This window comes from Polaromonas sp. CG_9.11, from assembly GCF_015752225.1.
GTDB lineage: Bacteria > Pseudomonadota > Gammaproteobacteria > Burkholderiales > Burkholderiaceae_C > Polaromonas.
The window spans coordinates 84,981-103,996 of the sequence record NZ_JADOVE010000006.1 but is presented as its reverse complement, the minus strand read 5'-3'; the positions used below and the strand labels follow the sequence as shown (position 1 = coordinate 103,996).

General features: G+C 55.1%; 15 protein-coding genes. 1 reads left to right on the top strand and 14 read right to left on the bottom strand.

All coding sequences use genetic code 11. From position 1 onward, the window contains the following. Positions 1-72: 72 nt before the first annotated feature. The 14 genes from IWX85_RS06985 to IWX85_RS06920 form a co-directional block, all read right to left on the bottom strand. Entirely contained in the window at positions 73-960 is an 888-nt protein-coding gene (locus tag IWX85_RS06985) for a glycosyltransferase family 2 protein (RefSeq protein WP_196869252.1), read from the bottom strand. Positions 961-1,069: 109 nt separating this feature from the next. Further along, complete coding sequence (locus IWX85_RS06980) at positions 1,070-1,918, bottom strand: carbohydrate deacetylase (protein ID WP_196869251.1); 849 nt, start codon at positions 1,916-1,918, stop codon at positions 1,070-1,072. Positions 1,919-2,056: 138 nt separating this feature from the next. Beyond that, positions 2,057-4,033 (bottom strand): acyltransferase family protein, encoded by a 1,977-nt coding sequence (locus IWX85_RS06975; protein ID WP_081932496.1) that lies wholly within the window; start codon positions 4,031-4,033, stop codon positions 2,057-2,059. A gap of 42 nt (positions 4,034-4,075) precedes the next feature. After that, the gene (locus tag IWX85_RS06970) at positions 4,076-4,651 is read right to left on the bottom strand and encodes a putative colanic acid biosynthesis acetyltransferase (protein ID WP_051984476.1); all 576 of its coding nucleotides are present in this window, start codon (positions 4,649-4,651) and stop codon (positions 4,076-4,078) included. A gap of 31 nt (positions 4,652-4,682) precedes the next feature. Further along, entirely contained in the window at positions 4,683-5,837 is a 1,155-nt protein-coding gene (locus tag IWX85_RS06965) for a glycosyltransferase (RefSeq protein WP_196869250.1), read from the bottom strand. A 190-nt stretch (positions 5,838-6,027) separates the two neighbouring features. After that, entirely contained in the window at positions 6,028-7,194 is a 1,167-nt protein-coding gene (locus tag IWX85_RS06960; RefSeq protein WP_196869249.1) for a glycosyltransferase, read from the bottom strand. 31 nt (positions 7,195-7,225) lie between these two features. After that, on the bottom strand, positions 7,226-8,311 hold the full coding sequence (locus tag IWX85_RS06955) for a glycosyltransferase (protein ID WP_196869248.1): 1,086 nt from the start codon (positions 8,309-8,311) through the stop codon (positions 7,226-7,228). A gap of 12 nt (positions 8,312-8,323) precedes the next feature. After that, positions 8,324-9,727 (bottom strand): hypothetical protein, encoded by a 1,404-nt coding sequence (locus tag IWX85_RS06950; RefSeq protein WP_196869247.1) that lies wholly within the window; start codon positions 9,725-9,727, stop codon positions 8,324-8,326. Between the two features lie 83 nt (positions 9,728-9,810). Then, complete coding sequence (locus IWX85_RS06945) at positions 9,811-10,803, bottom strand: glycosyltransferase family A protein (RefSeq protein ID WP_196869246.1); 993 nt, start codon at positions 10,801-10,803, stop codon at positions 9,811-9,813. A 28-nt stretch (positions 10,804-10,831) separates the two neighbouring features. Further along, a complete protein-coding gene (locus IWX85_RS06940; protein ID WP_196869245.1) occupies positions 10,832-12,391 on the bottom strand; it encodes a lipopolysaccharide biosynthesis protein in 1,560 nt (519 codons plus the stop codon). A 229-nt stretch (positions 12,392-12,620) separates the two neighbouring features. Continuing rightward, positions 12,621-13,730, bottom strand: a complete 1,110-nt coding sequence (locus tag IWX85_RS06935) for a GDP-L-fucose synthase (RefSeq protein WP_196869244.1) — start codon at positions 13,728-13,730, stop codon at positions 12,621-12,623. Between the two features lie 6 nt (positions 13,731-13,736). Then, a complete protein-coding gene (gene gmd / locus IWX85_RS06930) occupies positions 13,737-14,870 on the bottom strand; it encodes a GDP-mannose 4,6-dehydratase (protein WP_036807180.1) in 1,134 nt (377 codons plus the stop codon). Between the two features lie 26 nt (positions 14,871-14,896). Beyond that, a complete protein-coding gene (locus tag IWX85_RS06925) occupies positions 14,897-16,420 on the bottom strand; it encodes a mannose-1-phosphate guanylyltransferase/mannose-6-phosphate isomerase (protein WP_231379597.1) in 1,524 nt (507 codons plus the stop codon). Next, positions 16,401-18,632 carry a polysaccharide biosynthesis tyrosine autokinase gene (locus tag IWX85_RS06920; RefSeq protein WP_196869243.1) on the bottom strand — a complete coding sequence of 744 codons (2,232 nt, stop codon included), beginning with the start codon at positions 18,630-18,632 and terminating at the stop codon, positions 16,401-16,403. Before IWX85_RS06920 ends, IWX85_RS06925 begins: the two co-directional genes overlap by 20 nt. A gap of 60 nt (positions 18,633-18,692) precedes the next feature. Between IWX85_RS06920 and IWX85_RS20360 the strand changes: the two genes are divergently transcribed. Then, complete coding sequence (locus IWX85_RS20360) at positions 18,693-18,839, top strand: hypothetical protein (RefSeq protein WP_231379596.1); 147 nt, start codon at positions 18,693-18,695, stop codon at positions 18,837-18,839. Positions 18,840-19,016: the final 177 nt, after the last annotated feature.

Here is a 19,016-nt window from a genome sequence, read left to right as displayed (position 1 = left end):
CATCGTCGCGGTTAGAGAAAAGTTGTTCAATCCACAGGGCGCATTGCATGGCCAAACTTCACGACAACCGACTCACCCGGAAACGGCAGTTTGATGCGACTCATTGCTGACGGCTGGCTCCAGCGTTTTCATTTCACGCACCTTGAGAACAATCATGTATTCATAAATGGAACGCAGCAAGGCATAGGTCAAGCCTGCCCGGCCATCCAGGAATCCGCGCTTGACAAAATAAAGAAGTCCGAACATCAACAAAGGTCGAAAAGGGGCCCGGTAATACATTTCTTTCTGGTGAAATCGCCGTTCATTGATGGCTTTGGAGAAAAAAGCTTTGCGCAAGCTAAATTTCGCCTTGCTGTTTGTATTGAAGACAATCTGGGCGGCCTCCAGGGAGCTGTATCGGTTGTGCTTGTCGAACCAATTGCTCATGCCCTTGCTGAAAGAATAATGATTGAAATGCGCGGCTATTTCACCGACCGGGCCATCGACGACCGTTATCGAATTGACCAGGCGCTCGTAATGCACTTTTCCATGCAAAAAAAGGCGGATGTTAAAAGGCGACGGCGTCACATGCTTGATCCAGGTGTCCAGAAAGAAATCATGCCGTTGAACGCGGAACGCAACATGCCGCCCGGGTGATGCAATCGCAGACTCGGCAGCACTGAAGAGTTCAGGCGTCATTCGTTCGTCGGCATCAATGATATAAATCCATTCATGCTTGAAGCTGATGTTTTTCAAACCCCAGTTTCGATGTCCTGCTTCATCGCCACCAAAGGCAAGTTTGTTTTCGCCATAAGTGCGTTCGATGACATGGGCACCAAAATTTCTGGCAATTGCCACGGTTGCGTCGTTGCTTCCCGAGTCGAGAACATGAATGTCGTCCGACCATGCAACACTCTGCAGACAAGCCAGAATATCAAGCTGCTCATTTTTGGTATACACAAGGATGGATATTCCAGGCATTAAAAAACTCCTCTGGTGATGACATGTTCTGACTCAACTTGCATAGCGACTACTTTAAGAGCTCACGTCAGATAACGTGACTCTGGACTTTGCGGTTGCTTTTAACGATTCAAATGGTGGCGTTGGACGGAAAAAGTTGGGGCTGTGTGGAAATATCGTTCCAGCTGATGAAGGAAACCTGCCGTTCACGTGCTTGCACTGCGAAAGCCAGGCAAGCCAACCGTTCATTGTTTCGCCAGGCATCCCCATGGAGCGGGCTTCCCGGGTGGAAACCCACTTCAAGTACGCCGTTGATGGGACGCGCCAGTATTTTCTCGATCCACCGGGGATCGTTGGAATTGGTGTCCATGAAGAAGTGCGGCGTGGTCACGAAATGACGCATGATTCTTCTGCGCCAGTAAGCGCCCATCCAGTAGGTAGGGCTCTTCAGGGGCATGGCGGTGTATTGGTTCTGGACATTTCGGACCCTCGACAGCCCATACCTGGGAAGGGTTGACGACAGGGCCTGAACAAAAGGCTTGAACTTGTGCAAGTGCCCGTGTGAATCCACATGGCTGATCGGCACGCCAGCGTCAATCAGACGTTCTATCTGCGCAGAAATTTCTATGCACAACTGGTCAACTGGAATATTTCCCAAAAGAGCCATTAAACGCAACTGATACGAAGGAAAAAATGCGCCCTCTTTGTCAAGCAGGGCAGGAATCATGCCCGGGTCAGCAACGGGGGACTCCACCGTATCGCGCACGAAGGTCAAATGAATGCCGTATGCATGTTGCGGATTTGCCCGCGCAAATTTCGTCGCCAACGCAGTCGCTGGCATTTTTGGCATGATCGTGGCGCTTGTGAGCGCACCGGCCCTGAAGCATTCAATGGTGGCCAGGACACTGTCCGGGTCATGACCGAAATCATCGGCATTAATAATAATTTCCTGCAGTGCAGGTCCAAATATTTTTTTCATGCAATATTGTTTTTAAAAAATCTGCGCCCGCCCGAACCTGCTCATGAATACAACAAGACCCCTGTCAACTTTTTTTCAATATTGACTCGCCTATTTAAAAAAAAGACTTGCCATTATTAATTTGGAGCAATTGAAGAGTCATTTCTTGCTTGAAATGATGACATCTGCATTCAACATCTTCGTACTGCCAGTCGGGTTCAAGAAATTCTGCAAAGTCGTTTTGACAACAAAATCAGAACCCGCTGGCGTCAGGTGACCATAGTCGAGGGCAATCAAGTCAAATCCGTCGTAGGAAGGCACTTTTGCAAGGCATTCGCTGGCTCTGCACAACTTGTCGATGACAGAGACAAACCGGACCTTGGTTGCTGCATACATTGCATGGAGTTTTTTGTCTATCTCCAGTATCTTGTGATCAAGGCCTTCGCCAATATAGTCACGCCTGACTTTCAGGTCTCTGGCGACAATGACGGGAAGAGAAGGTCTCCACTGCGGCAACGGCCCGACAAGCACCAGCTCACCCTGGTTGGCTTCCACCAATCTGGCCATTTCTTTCCAGTCGGTTAATTGGTGGTCACCGCTTTGCACGATAAACACGCGTGCCGGTTTGTTCTTTTTGATGAAATCAATCGCAAATTCGTTGCTGGCCTGGCAGGCCAGCCGGTCAGTCCCGTTCTTTGAATCCGGATGCAGTTTTGGCTTGCACCCGCTGGTGATCACTTGGGCCAGTTGCACCGAAGGCGAGATGTTTTTTCGAATTCCAAACGACAGGGCCTGGCCATGCGAGTCTCCCCACAACAGATAGACCGGGCGGTCGCCACTGGTAGCGGTGCAGGCAGCGTCGATCGAACCCTTGTTCTTGCCGGTGGTCCAGTCTGAAAAGTCGCACCGCTCCTGGTAGTAATCGGAAAGGCCCAGCCGGGTAAATTTTTTATACTGGTCCAGGAAAACCCGGGTTTCGTCCTTGTTGATGTTCCTGCCCGGAACGCCATTCAGAAAAATGATCGGCGTGGCCAGCACCCCCACCAGACAAAAGGCACCCACGAGTTGCGGGATCGAGCCAGAGTTGCCAGCCCGTATGGGCAACTCGATGAATTTGTAAGTCAGCCATGCCAATGCAATGGCCAGCAGCACCAGGCCAAGACGAACCGGCCCGGCGGGTGTTTCTTCGTTGTTCCATAGCATCGCCAGGGACAGCAAAGGCCAGTGCCACAGGTACAAGGGATAGCTGATCTTGCCGAACCAGACGGCGATCGGGTTCGAAAGCACCTTTCGGTTCAGCCATGCCTGCGGCCCTGCCGAGATCAGCAAGGCTGCGCCTGCTGTGGGCAACAGCGCCCACCAGCCCGGAAACATGCGTTCGTCGTTGATGAAGACCAGGCCGGCCACCACCAAGGCCATGCCCAGGGCGGATTGAACGTGGGTGTGCCGGGCCATCAAATCGGCCTTGTACAGCAGGGCATAGGCCAGCAACCCGCCAATGATCAACTCCCAAAAACGCGAAAGCGGCGAATAGAAAGCGGCTTGTGCATGCTCGGGAAAGCTCAGCACGTTAAAGCTGAAGGACACCAGGGCGATGCCGCAGGCCACCCCGGCAAAGTTCCACCGGCGTTTGTACAGCACGACCAGCAGCAAGGGCCAGACGATGTAGAACTGCTCCTCAATCGCCAGGCTCCACAGATGCAGCAGCGGCTTTGATTCGCTGGCGGTGTTGAAGTAGTCATAGCCGGCTTCGCTCCACAGCATCAGGTTCGAGATGAAACCGATGCCGCCCAGCGTGTGCTTGCCGACCTGCTGGTATTCGCCCGCCAGCAGGCCGAACCAGCCCAGGCCCAGGCAAGCCAGCAGAACAACCACCAGCGCGGGAAATATCCGGCGAATGCGCCGCTGGTAAAACTCCAGAAAACTGAAGGAGTCGTTCCGAAGGTTGCCAAAGACAATGGTGGAAATCAGGAAACCCGAGATCACAAAAAAAATGTCAACGCCAATGAAGCCGCCCGCAAGCCTTGTCGGAAAGGCATGGAAAACGACCACGGACAACACCGCCAGGGCACGCAACCCGTCAATGTCAGCGCGATATTTGGGGTGGCTCAGCAATGAATGGGGTACAGCTTGCATAAGGCCTTCAAGAAAACGTGATGCCAGGCAGTGGGCGGTGTTTCAATCGGCGAGCACGGGCCGACTGCGCAAAACAATGGCCGGGTTGCCTTTTGAAATCGTCCACGGCGCCAGGTTGTCGAAGGCCACGCCCCGGGCGGCCAAAATGGCACCGTCACCCACTGCGACACCCGGCCCGACAAAGGCATCGGCACACACCCAGGCGCGTCGCCCGACCGTGATGGGTCTGGCAACCAGGGGGAATTCGGGGTCGCGGTAGTCATGGGAACCGGTGCACAGGTACACGCCCTGGGACACCACTGCACGCTTGCCGATGCACACGGGCGCGATGTTGTAGCAATTCACGCCCCGACCCAGTGAGCCGTGGTCTTCAATCGTCAGGTTCCAGGGTGCCCATACCTCGACGTTTGAATAGACAAACGCCTGCCACGACACCTGGGCGCCAAACAGCCGCAATATGAAAATCCTCCAGCGGCGAAAAGGCGGTGGCGTCCAGCGGGCCGCCAGCAGCCACGTCAATTTCCACGCCACCCTTTTCAGTCGGTTCGACAAACTGAAGGTGGGCCCGACGAAACCTTTTTTGCGCGGAAGGAGGTCCAGCGGACTGGTGTTGATCATGAAAGGCCGCCTGCCTGGATAAAAGTCATCATCACGCATGCTCCCTGACAATTTCCACCAGCCGCTCGGCCGCCCGCTGAATGTGAAAGCGACGGGCAAAACACAGGCTTGCCCGCCCGGCCATCTGCGCATACGCCGGCGCATCCAGCGCCAGCCATCGCCGCAGACTGCGCTCGGTGCCTGCAACGGTGTCTTCGTCGATAAAACCGGCGTCATCCGATTCGATTTCACGCCAGATGTTGACCTGGTTGCTGATCAAGACAGGCTTGCCGCAGGCCAGGGCCTCGGCCACCACAATGCCAAAATTTTCCTGGTGCGAAGGCAGGCAAAACAGCTCGGCCGCATGGAAAGCACCCCATTTGTCATCGCCCCGCAACATGCCGGGCCAGCTGATGCGATCGGCAATGCCGAGTTTTTCCGCCTGCGCCTGCAGCCCCGCCGACCAGCCCGTCTGGTCCGGTCCGGCCATGAGCAGATGCAGGCGTTCGTCCCGGTCAGCCACCCGGGCAAAGGCGTCAAGCAACAGATCACAGCCCTTTTTTTGATGGATGCGGCTGAGGAACAGGGCAATCCGCTTGCCCTGCAGGTGCGGGCGGGCGGCCAGGAACTTTTGCGCCAGTTCACGGCCATTCGCCGGAGGGGTGGATGTGCCGAAGGCGGTGACGGCCTCCTTGACGCGGTACAGCCAGAACGACTGCCGTGCCAGCAGGCGCTCCTCCTCGCAGGTGAAGATCACCGCCCGCGCATCGCGCAACACACGGTATTCACCCCAGGGCCAGTACAGCCACTTCTTGAGGTGCTTGAGCGGATAAGTGCGCTTGAACCAAGGGTCCAGCATGCCGTGCGAAAAAACGAAATACGGCACCTTGCTGTCCGCCAGGGCCTGCTGCACCGCCAGGCCGTTGTACTGCCAAAGGCCATTGACAATCACAGCGTCAAAGCGCGCGGCATTGCGGCGCAACCAGGGCACCAGGCTGGGCGTGTAGGCATAACCCAGCCGCGAAGGCCCGAGGGCATGGACCGTCGGCATGCCGTCTGCCACATGGTCTGGCGCATCAGGCGCATCGCAGCAGACAATCTCGACGCTCACGCCCAGATCCTTCAAAGGCTCACAGAGCTGCCTCACGCTTTCAATCGGACCGCCGTCCCGGGGATTGGTGGAAGAGATGACCTGGAGGAGTTTCATGGATAAATGGCGCCAGACGAATGGCGCTGAAAGATGCAGACAAGACTCGGCCGCCTGAAATTCTTCAAGACAGGCGAATCAGCGCGCTACAAAATAGATAGCGATTAATAACCACTGCTATTGCGCAAATAGCTTATTTCATGTGTAAAAATTTTCCCTTCGGTGAAACCGAAGGCGCTGGGCAAAAAGCTCAGGACGGGGCTTTTCCGAGCGCTTGCCGATAAATTCGCTCATACGCATTGAGCGTCTGCTCGGCATCGAACTTGGCAACCTGGCGGTAGCCCCGTTGCCGGCGACTGCCAGTTTCATCAGGCCTGGTTTGGAGTATTTCCAAAACACGGGCACCGGACTGTTCGGCCCATGCCCCGGGATTGCGCTGGGGCCTGGAGGGAATGTAAAACGCAGCATCGCCGCCCACTTCCGTCATGGGCGCCTCGCCGGTGGTCAGCACCAGGCAACCGCACGCCATGGCTTCGGCAATCGGCCAGCCAAAGCCTTCGGCCAGACTGGGGAACACCATCAGCCGTGCTGCCGAATACGCAGCGCAAACCTGTTTGTTGGACAGACCAGAAATAAACCGCACCTTGCCTTTGGCTGCCGTCTGCCGGGCCAGCGCCTTCAAGGCCATTGTGGGTTCCGTTCCCACCAGCCAGAGCGGCAAAGGATTTTCTGCTTGCCGCGCATAGGCTTGGTAAATCTCAAGCACGCCCTGACGATTTTTGTACCATTCGTTTCCACCCACATGAAGCAGGAAGCCCTCGGGCGGCGGTACCAGCCCGGCGGGCAGCAGTTCAGCCAGGGATTCGGCCGCGTTCATGCGCCGGAACGGATAGTTCAACCCGTTGTAAATCACCTCCGACACGTCAGGCTGGCGTGGCAAAAACCGCTGCAACTGGTGGCGCGTGTTGTCGGACACCGAAACAAAATGACGCCCCCGGCTGAAGCCGCGCCGGATCAGCGCCTGGTACTGGCGCCCGGCCCAGCCTGTCGGATTTTGCGAAAACTCTCCCAGCGCCGAGCGCAGCGCCATGAAGTCATGAACATGGATCACATGCGGCCTGCACGCCACCAGGGGAACCCACGGCCCCAGGGCCTGGTCGCCAAACACGAACAAGGTATTGGCCTCAAGCCGGCGAAGTCGCCAGCGCACCAAGAGGGGGAAAAAGATGAACTGGTCAATGTAGCCCAGCCATTTCTTGAGCCGTGTCGGGGCCGGAACGCCATAGGCCAGCGGCCTGGCGGTCCAGATGTCAACCTGGTGTCCGCGTGCACGCATGCCTTCGGCAATCATTTTTGCAAAGCGCGGCATGCTTTGCGAATTCAGGAAATCAGGATGGACAAACTGGACAATGTGCATGGCAATTTCTCTTTATCGACGCAGACAGAATTCAGCGCCCATTCGCGACAAGGCTTGCTGACGGAGATTGCGCTTGAGATTGCCATGCCGCCTCGACGATCACCCGGCACATGTCTTCATGACCCCGGCGGGCGGCCCTGACCCGTGCCATGCCTGCCACGCGTACCGACTCACGCCACGAATCATCGCCAAGCAGGCGGCGGCACTGCCTGGCGCATTCCTCCGCATCACGCCAAAAGACCGCTTCGACGCCTTCCGCATACAGTTCCAAATGTTCGCTGGTGCGTTCAGCACACAGAACGCCCCCGGCATAGGGAATCTCCATGGTGCGCGTGGTGTGCAAATCACGGTTGCCTTTGGACAGCATGCCCAAGCAGACTTTGGCACCCTGAATGGCGGCGACATAATCGCGTCCGGTGAGATTACCGCCCCGGTGAAAGGCCTTCAGATGAACCCAGAGCGGAGACTTTTCCCATCGCTGGCCCCAGATGGAAACAGGTATTCCGTGTTGGACGAGTTCAAGCAAAAACTGATCACGCGCCTCGCCCCGCATCCAGGTTCCGATAAAAACAACCTCTGAACGAAAGGTTGGCGCCAGCTCGCTGGTGTCCCGATATGGCGCATGCATGACTTCGTCATGACTCATCAATACCCGTATGACACGCCTTGCCCCGAGTGCCTGGTATTCCAGCACATTGTTCTGACGAACAACCGCACAGATGTCATAAAAAGGAAACGCTTTCAGCAGTGAGTCAAACCGCCGGCCGTCACGCGAGCCAGTCGGATCGTCGTGGTTGTAAAGCACTGTCAGCAGTCCGGATTCGCCCAGCAAGCGAACAGAATCTGCGCCAAGAAGTTCGCCGTTGTCAACCCAGGCCATATCGAAACCATGAATTCCGGACAGCAGCGTGGCGATCCACTGCTTTATTCGTGGCTGAAGAAGCCGATAACCGGTCCTGAAATGCAGAGCACCCAACCAGGGATTCTCGATACTGCCGTGACATATCAGGTAGGGATCGGCGACCACAACGTCATGACCCAGACGCCGCAGGGCGTTTGCCCGATGACAACTGGTTGCGCCACGGGAAGAATCACCGATGTAAAGAATGGACGTCATGCAATAGGACTTTCAGGCCAATCCGTTTTTACGAATATAAATACCATTCAATATGAACCTCAAAGCAAAAGCCACGATCAATACAATCACGGTGCTTCGCACAAACGACCAGTACTGGGTCATTGAGTTTTCGACGTTCAAAAGTACAAACAAAGCCCCGAACTGGACAAAATAATCCATCCACCTGATGTTTGACTTTTTAACCATGAACAGCAAAAATTTCAAAACAAGTACCACAAGGACGGGATACAGCAATAATCCGGTCCATCCAAAATCAGCTACCCCCGTGGTCAAGATCGTGTTGGCATCGTCATTGATGACCAAGCCAATCCGGGGATGGATCAATTCCTCGTCAGTGGCAAACGTCTTGAACCCAATCAGAGCAGAAGGAATGCTGTACAAAATAGTGGCGTACAAAGCCTCGCCGGACAGTTGTCTGCCAAGACTGACCTTTTCCATGACCTGCGCAAGATACTTGATGACAAAAGGACGTTCGAGTGTATTTTCACTGAGCAGGTAATCAAAATCGTATTTCGATGGGTTGATAATTACATCGATCCCGGATTTCAATAGTAAAACTGCATCCTTCGTGCCGGCCAGCTCCCAGCCGGCAATCCTGAATGCATAAAACAACTTCACGCCAAAGTAAGCCACAAAGAACACGAGCACGGAAAAGAATATCTTCTTTCGCCAGACAGGCCGGCCGTATGAATCGATGGCATAAAAAATAACATAGAGCATTGCCAGGTATACCACCAGGCGCCGGGCCTGGGTAAACATAATAACCCAGAGCAGGCCAGCAAATATATATAAGAGCCACTTGTCAGTCTGACTGACTTCGTATCTTCCAGAGGCCAGAAATATGGCAAGTACACCCACAGGAGCCAGTGCAAAATTTACCATCAAGGCCACTGGGGAAACAGACTGCTGACTGATGTCGGCAAATATAAACCCCTGAAATCCAATGATTCCGGTGAATATGCAGTAAATGCCTGAAAAAGTGACGATCGCAGTCACAAGCAAGCTTTCCCGAATCTGGCCTTTGCCAAAAACGGGGAACTGAATTTTCTCAGGAAAAAAACGACTGAAAAAAACCAGCAATGCGCACGAAAAAGAAACACCTGCCAACGCCATTGAAAGCGATGCCTGGCCAATACTGAAATAACGACCCACGTCAATTGACTTGAGTGAGTAAATTTTTATTTGCGTTACAAAAGTGCTGAGTGCATAAGCAAGAAGCAGGGAAGTTGCGAAAAAATCATATATGCATATATCCGAAGGAATCCGGATGTACTTTATAACGTTGCCCACCGCCAAAATACTGAGCACCAACGAGATAACAAAAAATACCAGGGCACTGTCCGGCTGGAAAACCAGAAAAAAACCACAATATAAAAGCAAAAACAAACTGTTCATCAAGTATTTCATCTCAATCCCCAAAGCATTCAGCCGGAAATGATTTATGCCGGATATTCAAGATATTTTTTCATTGGAGCGAATCATGCCTGGCTTATCGATGCGGGCAGCTTTTTATTATTTTTCAGTATGTGGTCGAGCAGGTAATTTGTGGTTGCATTGGCCCGGGCGAGTTTCAGCTTGACAAGCGGATAGGCGGCAATACTTGAAAATGCCGAGACACCAAGCGGTAAATTTCTCCAGACCGATGCGGCCAAGGAAAACCGGCCGGTAAAAACCTGCCTTGCAAACCGCGAACACCTGTGTGAAAAAACATGAATGGTCCAGTGGCGCCGCAACACATGAAGCAGCGAAGGATCCACTTCCCGGGCCAGAATTTCCAGAATTGAATTGACCTGCGTGTCTATTTCATTTCTTTCGGTGCGCAAGTTTGAATCCTGCAATTCATGAATGCGCTCAAAGACCAGTTCTTCATTCTGCAACCATATTCCAAAAATTCCCGCCACGCGCTGCCAGGCTTCGTAGTCACCGGCAGAAGGAAATTTTTTGTCAAACCCGCCAGCTTGCAGCACCATGCGGGGGCGGCATGCAGCCCGGCAAATGTTGCCCACCAGATTGCCGAACGTGGCAAATGCCAGGACTGAGGCAGCAGGCTCAAGCCTTGAAGGCAACAAGCCTTCCCACTCCAGCGCTCCGCCTTTTGAGTAGCGAAGTTCATCCCCGAGCGCCCAGCAACGGCTGACGGCACAGTCGGGGCGTTCCTCCATGAAGCGTGTAATTGTTTCGAGTGCTCCGGTCAGCAAGAGGTCGTCATGCCCCATGATTTTTGCAATCGGGGCATATGCCTGGGCCAGCAGAAAATTCAGATTCCCCATGATTCCAAGGTTGACTGGCTGTTCGTATACACGGATGCGTGGGTCGGACAAGCTTCGCAAATAATCGCAGGTTCCGTCAGTCGAGCCGTTGTCGCTGATGACAAGTTCCCAGTCACGGCATTCCTGCGCCAAAACAGAATCCACCGCTTCGGCGATAAATAGCTTGCCGTTGTATACGGGAATAAGCACTGAAATTCGCATTCTTCATTACTCCGGACAGAAGTGATTCTCAACTGGTGCTGCCGACTGTCTTGTCCAGCCGTTTTCGCAGTAACTGTGGCAAAAATCGAACCGCCTGTGTTGTCGCCGCTTCACGGGCAATCAAAGGCAGCTGTGACCAATAGCTGATCAATACCAAGACCTGGGCAACCAATGCCAGCATCAGGCACAAGCCGGCATGGCTTTGAAAAAATATTATGGAGAACATGCCGAGGCCCGCGACAACCAGCGACAGGGATGCAGTGGCAAAAGCGGAAGTAGGCCACCGCATGCCCACGCCGGTGAGCCATTTTTTTGCAGTATGGACATATAAAAGCAAGGTGCCGACTTCTCCTGTCAGCAGGGCCAGCGCCGCGCCCCTGACCCCCATGAGCGGAACCAGCAGGTATATTCCCCCCACCGTGATGACCGTGGCAAAAGTTGAAATCGCGACTTGCTCGCGGATCAGGTTGTTTCCGTTCACCACGGCAATGGCGGGCTGCGCCAGCGCATAAACGAGGACTGCTAGCGACAGCAATGCAAACAGGACGGGATCGAACTCAATCTTGCCCTGTGTCCAAATTGGAAACAGTGTGGGTGCAAGGTATTGAACGACCAGTACAGCTGGCACCAGCACCACGCACAACATCAGCCAAATGACGGAAAAAGCGCTTTCTGTCCGGGGTTGGTCCCGGTTCACCAGAAAAGCCATCAGTTCGGGCATCAGGGGCGCGGTGATGGTCCCCACACCCTGCAGGGCAAGATTCGCACCGGTGCGCATGGTTGCAAATGCAATCATTTGGCCCATACCCGACAAAGGCAGCAAGATAAAGCGCACGCCTTGCTGGCGGAGAATTTCGAGTCCGGACTGAACGCCCAGTGCAAGCGATGCATGAAATCTTGAAAATCCCTTGGCCATTTCAAATTTGGCAGAGATGAGTTTTTCTTGCCGCGCGATTCGAAAAAGTATGACTGCCAGCATGCTGTGGCAGATGAAGGTCGCAACGCATGTGGCAATTGTTGTTGCCACGAGACCAGCGCCAAAATAGACGGCAGCCACGGATGCAGCGGTGGAAATAATCGCGAACAAAACCCCGCTCCAGGCTGACAGGGGGAAATAGCCGAAGGGATTGAGCACACGGCCCAGCAGGCCCGTGAAAGTGATGGTGAGAACCCAGGTGCCGCAGGTCAATAAAAGTGCGATTTCAAAAGGCTGCGCTGTGGCGGCACTGATTCCCACCCACTGGCTTATGGTTCCTGAAAGGGCAAGAATACAAATAATTGTAAAAGTGAAAATTGAAACAATAAATGCCACCAGCATGCCGGTAGAAAACATCGCGGCAATTTCACTGCGGTTTTGCCGGCCTGTTTTCAGGAATTCGTTGCCCAGGTAATTGTGATGTGCAATGTCGAATATGGTCAAAAAACTGACAATGCTTTGCACCAGAATCCACGCACCATAGGTTTCAATGGACCAGTAATGCAGGTAAATGGGAACTGCAATGATCTGGCTGAAAATTGTCACCGCAATCCGCATCCACGACGCCAGGCTTCCAGAAACGACTCTTTTGACGATTGATTCCGTTTTCATTTCAGGAGGTGTTCAGGGGCGAATTCGAGGACAGCACATTGGAATGGCGAGGCAAAACAACGACTTGCTGGATTGAAATGAAAATAAAATGACATCAGCGCTTGTGCTGATTGCAGCAACAGCCTGACAGTTCGAATGCCAGCCAGGCCCGCTGTTCAACCGTTTCAGGGTTGTATTCAAACCCGGTTTTTCTTCTTTGCACGTGGACGTCAAAGCACCTGAAAATTTATCAGGGACTGCATGGCTGCGAAGGATGCAGGCCGGTGGCATGGTGGTTCGGTGCCGTCATTGGCGTGACATCCCTTAACCAGGGACTGGCAAATTCACTGATCGATTGCTTCTTTTCTTTCACGACGATGCAAAGGGGAAGGCCTGCTTCGGTCTTGCAGTAATCAGCGTAGGCCAGTGCCAAGCCTGCTTCCAGCTTGACCTTTGGGTACCAACCCAGGTTCCTGAGTTTGGATGACTCCAGAAGCTTGCGCGGCGGGCCGTCGGGTTTGCTTTTGTCAAAACTGATGGTGCCGGTGTAGCCCACGACCTTCGCCACCGCAAATGCCAGGCCGGCTATGTCGATGTCGCTGCCAAATCCGATGTTGATGTGGCTTTGCATGGGTTGCGTATGCGCGTCGTAGGTCGCTTTGTCTATGTCCATGACATGCACGCTGGCGGCGGCCATGTCTCCAACGTAAAGGAACTCGCGCCTCGGTGTGCCCGAACCCCAGATGGCCACGCCAGGGGTTTGGCAGAGCTTCGCGTCATGAAAGCGGCGGATCAGCGCGGGAATGACGTGGCTGTTTTGAAGATGGTAGTTGTCGCCGGGACCGTACAGGTTGGTCGGCATGACGCTGCGGTAGTCAATGCCATGGCTTTTGCCATATTGACGGTTGTAGCTTTCACAAAGCTTGATGCCTGCGATTTTGGCAATCGCGTAGGGCTCATTGGTAGGCTCCAACTGGCCGCTCAGCAAGACGTTTTCCGCCATGGGTTGCGGTGCCAGCCGGGGATAGATGCAGCTGCTGCCCATGAACAGCATCTTTTGTACGCCGGAATGCCAGGCTTCGTGGATCACGTTGGCTTCCATCATCAGGTTTTGATAGATGAATTGGGCAGGATAGGTGTTGTTGGCATGAATTCCACCTACTTTTCCAGCAGCAAAGTACACCTGGTCAATCTTTTCCCTGGCAAAAAAATCGCGGACGGCTTGTTGCTGGGTCAGGTCAAGTTCAGCCTTGCTGCGGGTCACGATGTTTTTTCGTCCCTGCGCCACCAGGCAGCGCATGACCGCACCGCCGACCATGCCGCGATGGCCCGCCACGAAGATTCTGGGTTCATTGAGCATGCTGGTTTACTCCGCGCTGACGGTCGTTGGATAGCCGTGCGTTTTGAGCAGCGCATGGCGACGGGCATGGTCCAGGTCGTGGGCCACCATTTCTTCAATCAACTGGTCCAGGGTGATTTCCGGCACCCATCCCAGGGAACTCCTGGCCTTGCCAGCGTCGCCCAGCAGGGTCTCGACTTCGGCGGGCCGGAAGTAGCGCGGGTCGATCTTGACGATGACGTCACCCACAGCCAATGCCGGCGCGTTGTCGCCGCTGATGGCCTGGACCATGCCGACCTCGTCAAGGCCATGCCCTTCAAAACCCAGGGTAATGCCGAGCTGCGCCGCGCTGCGCGTGATGAAGTCGCGCACGCTGACCTGCTGCCCGGTGGCAATCACAAAGTCTTCCGGATGGTCCTGTTGAAGCATGAGCCACTGCATGCGCACGTAGTCGCGGGCATGGCCCCAGTCGCGCAACGAGTCGATGTTGCCCATGTACAGGCAGTTCTCCAGCCCCAGTGCAATGTTGGCCAGGCTACGCGTGACTTTTCGCGTGACGAAGGTTTCGCCGCGGCGCGGGCTTTCGTGGTTGAAGAGAATGCCGTTGCAGGCATACAGGCCATAGGCTTCGCGGTAATTGATGGTGATCCAGTAGGCATACAGCTTGGCCACTGCGTAAGGGCTGCGTGGGTAGAACGGCGTGGTTTCCTTCTGTGGCGTTTCCTGCACCAGGCCGTACAGCTCGGAGGTGGAAGCCTGGTAAAAGCGAGTTTTTTTCTCCAGCCCCAGGATGCGAATGGCCTCCAGCAGCCGCAGCGTGCCCAGGGCATCGACGTCGGCGGTGTATTCAGGCAACTCGAAACTCACCGCCACATGGCTCTGGGCACCCAGGTTGTAGATTTCGTCTGGCTGGGTCTGCTGAACAATCCTGATCAGGTTGGAGCTGTCGCTCAGGTCGCCGTAATGCAGCACAAAGTTGCGGTTGTTGATGCACGGGTCCTGGTAGATATGGTCGACACGCGTGGTGTTGAACAGGCTGGCGCGCCGCTTGATGCCATGCACCATGTAGCCTTTGGACAGCAGGAATTCAGCCAGATAGGAGCCATCCTGGCCGGTGATACCGGTGATCAGGGCGACTTTTTGGGTGGTGTTTTTGTTCATGTGGTGGCAGTGTGAGTGGGCAGGCATCAAGCCCGTTTCTTGCTCAGTTCAACCGGAATCACGCGGCCGTAGCTGTCTTCATGGCGCTCGATGTCGTCTTCACCCAGGTAACTTCCGGACTGCACCTCAATCATTTCCAGGTGCGTCTTGCCGGGGTTGTGCAGGCGGTGAAGTTCGCCAATGGGAATGTAGGTGGACTGGTTTTCAGTCAGCAGAAAGGTTTCATCCCCCCGTGTCACTTTCGCAGTCCCCTTGACGACGATCCAGTGCTCGGCCCGGTGGTAGTGCTTTTGCAGGCTCAGGGTCCCGCCAGGCTTGACGACAATGCGCTTGACCTGAAACCGTTCCCCCATGTCGATGCTGTCGTACGAGCCCCAGGGACGGGACACCTTGCGATGCATGGCGGCTTGCGGGGTCCGGCGCGCTTCGAGTTCAGCCACCACGATCTTGACGCTTTCGGCATGGCTGGAGGTGGCCACCAGCAGCGCATCGGGCGTGTCGATGATGAGCAGGTCATGCGTGCCCAGCGCCACCACGGGTCGGTAGGGCGCATGGATATAGGTCTTGGTTGCCTCGATGGCCAGGCCCTGGCCATCGACCCGGTTGCCATTGCCATCCGCCAGGGTCATGTCGGCCACCGCGTTCCAGCTGCCGACGTCGCTCCAGGCACCGGCGAAAGGCACCACGGCAATATTCGGGTAGTTTTCCATCACCGCGTAATCGATGCTTTCCGAACGGCATGCGGTAAAGGCCTGCGTCTGGGGACGAATGAACGGTTCATCGGAAATGGCCGCGTCCATTGCCTTGCGGCAACTGGCCAGGATGTCGGGGGCATGCTGGCCAAGTGCTTCGAGCAAGGTGCTGGCCTTGCACAGGAAGATACCCGCATTCCACAACACGTTGCCTTGCAGGATCAGGTTTTCGGCCTTTTCCACCAGAGGTTTTTCAATGAAGCGTGACACCGAATAGCTGCTGTCGGAACGGAGTTCCCCCTGCTCGATGTAGCCGTAAGCCGTGCTGGGGTAGCTCGGTTTGATGCCAAAGGAAACAATGGCGCCCTGCCCCGCTGCCGACTTGCCTTGCTCGACCATGGCAGCAAAGGCCCGCGCGTCGGGGATGTGGTGGTCTGCCGGGCAAAACAGCAGCCATTGGTTGGGTTGCGCCTTCAAGGCTGCCAGCGCCATGGCTGCCGCGGTATTGCGTGCCACGGGCTCCAGAATCACCGAGCCACTGACCCTGGCGGCCTGCATGGCCTCGACTACCAGGTAACGGTGCTCTTCAGCGGCCACGCAAAGTACCTCGACGGCCGTGGCGCCGCCCAGCTGGGCCACACGCTCAAGCGTCAGTTGCAGCAGGCTTTTGTCACCGATCAAGGGAACAAACTGCTTGGGAAACGATTTGCGCGACAGCGGCCAAAGGCGCGTGCCGGACCCGCCGCAAAGAATAACCGGCTGCACCACATGGTGATCGGCAGGCAATCCGCTGAAATAATCGGCTGACAGTTCAGGGGCTTGAAACATGGTGCGCACCTCAATACTGGTTGCTGGCATAACGGTGATCGTTGAAGGCATAGCCCCGGCTGTATCGGCTCTTGCTGAGGTTGAGCCCGTTGAAAATCACGCCTTTGACCTGGGCACCGTTTTGCGACAGGCGCTTGCCGGATTCGTGAAGTTCGCCCAGGCTGGTGACATCGGCGTGGGCCACCAAAAACACCGCTCCCACCATGGGCGCCAGGATCGCCGCGTCTGACACCGCCAGCACAGGCGCCGGGCACACGATGACCATGTCGTAATACTTGGCGGCAAGCTGCAGCAACTGCTGGGTGGCACCGGTCATCAGAAGTTCCGCCGGATTGGCCGGGATGGATCCTGCCGCCAGGAAATCGACATTGGGCGCAATCTTGCGGTGCAGCGCGTCTTCCAGCTTCACATGGCCACTCAAAACGTCACTGAATCCGCTGCCCTGTTCCAGTCCAAAGTAATGGTGCAGATGGCCTTTTCGAAGGTCGGCATCAATGAGCAGCACTTTCTTGTTGGCCGCGCCCAGAACCGCCGCAAAGTTGCTGCTGATAAAGGACTTGCCGGTGCCTGCGGTCGGACCGGTCACCAGCACGATCGGGCTTGTGGCATCGACCATGGCGAACTGCAGCGAAGTGCGCAGGCTGCGCAGGTTTTCAATGGCCGGCTCATCCGGAGACGTGATGGCCAGAATGTGCTGCCCGGTGGCCTTGCCGCCAATCCTGAGCAACTGCCGGGCTTGTACCTTGCTGAACGGAATGGTTGAAAACACGCGCAAGCCCGCCCGCTGCTCGATGTCCGTAGGGTGCTTGATGCCGTCGCGCATGCTGTTGCGCAAAAATGCGAACACCAGACCCGTCAGCAGGCCCAGCATCCCGGCGATGGCCGTGATGTTCATGGGCAACGGCCTGATGGGAATCTGGGGAACCGCCGCCACATCGACAATGCGTACGTTGCCGACCTTGCCTTCAGTGACCAGCTGGAGTTGCTGCGAACTGTTGAGCAGGCTTGCGTACAGTTCGGTATCGACCTTCATGTCGCGCGTCAGCCGCAGAAAATCCTGCTCGACCGTCGGAAACGTCTTCATCCGGTTGTTGATCGAAGCCAGCTCACTGGTAAGGCTCTTGATCTGCACATCAATGGTCTGAATGCTGGGGTGCTGTGAGCCAAAGCGCCCATCCAGGTCCGAGCGCTTTTGCTGCAGTTCGAGCAATGAAGTCTGGAGCTTGACCGACTGGTCAAGCACCACCTTGGATTCGGTGGTCAGGTCGAAAGCGCCGTTGCGATTGCGGAACTGGTTGAACTTGTTTTCAGACTGTTCGATTTTTGCGCGCAGTTGCGGCAAATTGACTTTCAGGAACCCCAGCATCTTTTCTGCTTCGGCCACTTTACGTGCCACGTTCTGGCGAACATACGTCAGGCCAATTTCATTCAGGGTTTGCGCAATGATTTCAGGGTTGTTGCCGGTCAGGCTGGTCAGAATCACGCCCGACTGGCGGCCCTGCTCAACAATCAGGAGTGAGCGCTGCAACTCTTCAATGACGGCCAACCTGGGAAATCGCACCAGGTTGAATTCAGCCCCGGGGTTTCCGACAGCCGTGCTGACGAGCATCTGTCCCTTTTGACCTCCCACCGTGAACGCAAGGGGTGTTCCAAAACGGCCATTTGCAAGGGTGCCGCCATCGGGCGAAACCAGCTCGTAGCCATCGCCATTGAGGCGAACCAGAAAGCGCTTGGTCTCGAATTTGGAAGGAACGACAAAACTCTCCACCTTCAGAGATTCGTTGCCGGTGACATAACCCTTCATTCCCAGAAAACCAGGCTCCGAGGGCGATGTGGCCCCACGGGCCAGCCACTTGCCGACGACCGGAACATATTTGGGCCAGACCGACAAATCGAGCTGAAGACTTTGCACCGCCTGTCCGACGACCAGGCGTGAGCGAAGAATTTCCATTTCGGCCGATGCCGGCGACCTGATTTCAAACAGGTTGGCTGCTGCCCCCAGCGCACTGGGTGTCGTGCCTGTGTTTTCCTTGGTTTCCTCTACCTGTATGAGAGAGTTGGCTTCGTACACCGGCGTCGTCAGGACCGCATAAGCGCCTCCGAGCAGCAGTGCCAGTGCGGTGATGCCTGCAATCAGCCAACGGTTGTCCGCCACCACGCCCAGCAGGTCAAACAGATTGGTTTCCGGGTCCTGGCGCAAGACGGTCGGTGGAGGTGGAAGATTAAGCTGCTGGATGTACATGACGGACCTCGCTTTTTGAATGGGCAGTGTTGGCCCAGTTACATTAAAAACAGAATTTGCTTGACCAAGCAGAAACAGTGCTGCTGGGCAGAGGGTGAAGACACATCAGCTTTTGCAACAAAAAATAACGGCTTAGGAGCTGAAAGAAATCATCTTCCGCCATTACTTGCCACCAGCGGAAATGAATACTTGCGCCATATTTTCTAAATTAAATAAAAAATATGGTTGATTCAGATATTTGATCAACCTGAAGGATTAACCGGCAGGTGTAGCTTGTCGGGGAATGAAAAAAAGATCAATGCCGCAGTATTCAAGGCAGCCTGGCCTTATGGTTATTTCATTCAGTCCGCTTGTCCGAGATTCAGAGTGATGCACGCCTGTTTT

Coding starts and splice junctions, on each gene's coding strand:
- IWX85_RS06985 (WP_196869252.1), bottom strand. CDS start 960: ATGCCTGGAATATCCATCCTTGTGTATACCAAAAATGAGCAGCTTGAT.
- IWX85_RS06980 (WP_196869251.1), bottom strand. CDS start 1,918: ATGAAAAAAATATTTGGACCTGCACTGCAGGAAATTATTATTAATGCC.
- IWX85_RS06975 (WP_081932496.1), bottom strand. CDS start 4,033: ATGCAAGCTGTACCCCATTCATTGCTGAGCCACCCCAAATATCGCGCT.
- IWX85_RS06970 (WP_051984476.1), bottom strand. CDS start 4,651: ATGATCAACACCAGTCCGCTGGACCTCCTTCCGCGCAAAAAAGGTTTC.
- IWX85_RS06965 (WP_196869250.1), bottom strand. CDS start 5,837: ATGAAACTCCTCCAGGTCATCTCTTCCACCAATCCCCGGGACGGCGGT.
- IWX85_RS06960 (WP_196869249.1), bottom strand. CDS start 7,194: ATGCACATTGTCCAGTTTGTCCATCCTGATTTCCTGAATTCGCAAAGC.
- IWX85_RS06955 (WP_196869248.1), bottom strand. CDS start 8,311: ATGACGTCCATTCTTTACATCGGTGATTCTTCCCGTGGCGCAACCAGT.
- IWX85_RS06950 (WP_196869247.1), bottom strand. CDS start 9,727: ATGAACAGTTTGTTTTTGCTTTTATATTGTGGTTTTTTTCTGGTTTTC.
- IWX85_RS06945 (WP_196869246.1), bottom strand. CDS start 10,803: ATGCGAATTTCAGTGCTTATTCCCGTATACAACGGCAAGCTATTTATC.
- IWX85_RS06940 (WP_196869245.1), bottom strand. CDS start 12,391: ATGAAAACGGAATCAATCGTCAAAAGAGTCGTTTCTGGAAGCCTGGCG.
- IWX85_RS06935 (WP_196869244.1), bottom strand. CDS start 13,730: ATGCTCAATGAACCCAGAATCTTCGTGGCGGGCCATCGCGGCATGGTC.
- gmd (WP_036807180.1), bottom strand. CDS start 14,870: ATGAACAAAAACACCACCCAAAAAGTCGCCCTGATCACCGGTATCACC.
- IWX85_RS06925 (WP_231379597.1), bottom strand. CDS start 16,420: ATGCCAGCAACCAGTATTGAGGTGCGCACCATGTTTCAAGCCCCTGAA.
- IWX85_RS06920 (WP_196869243.1), bottom strand. CDS start 18,632: ATGTACATCCAGCAGCTTAATCTTCCACCTCCACCGACCGTCTTGCGC.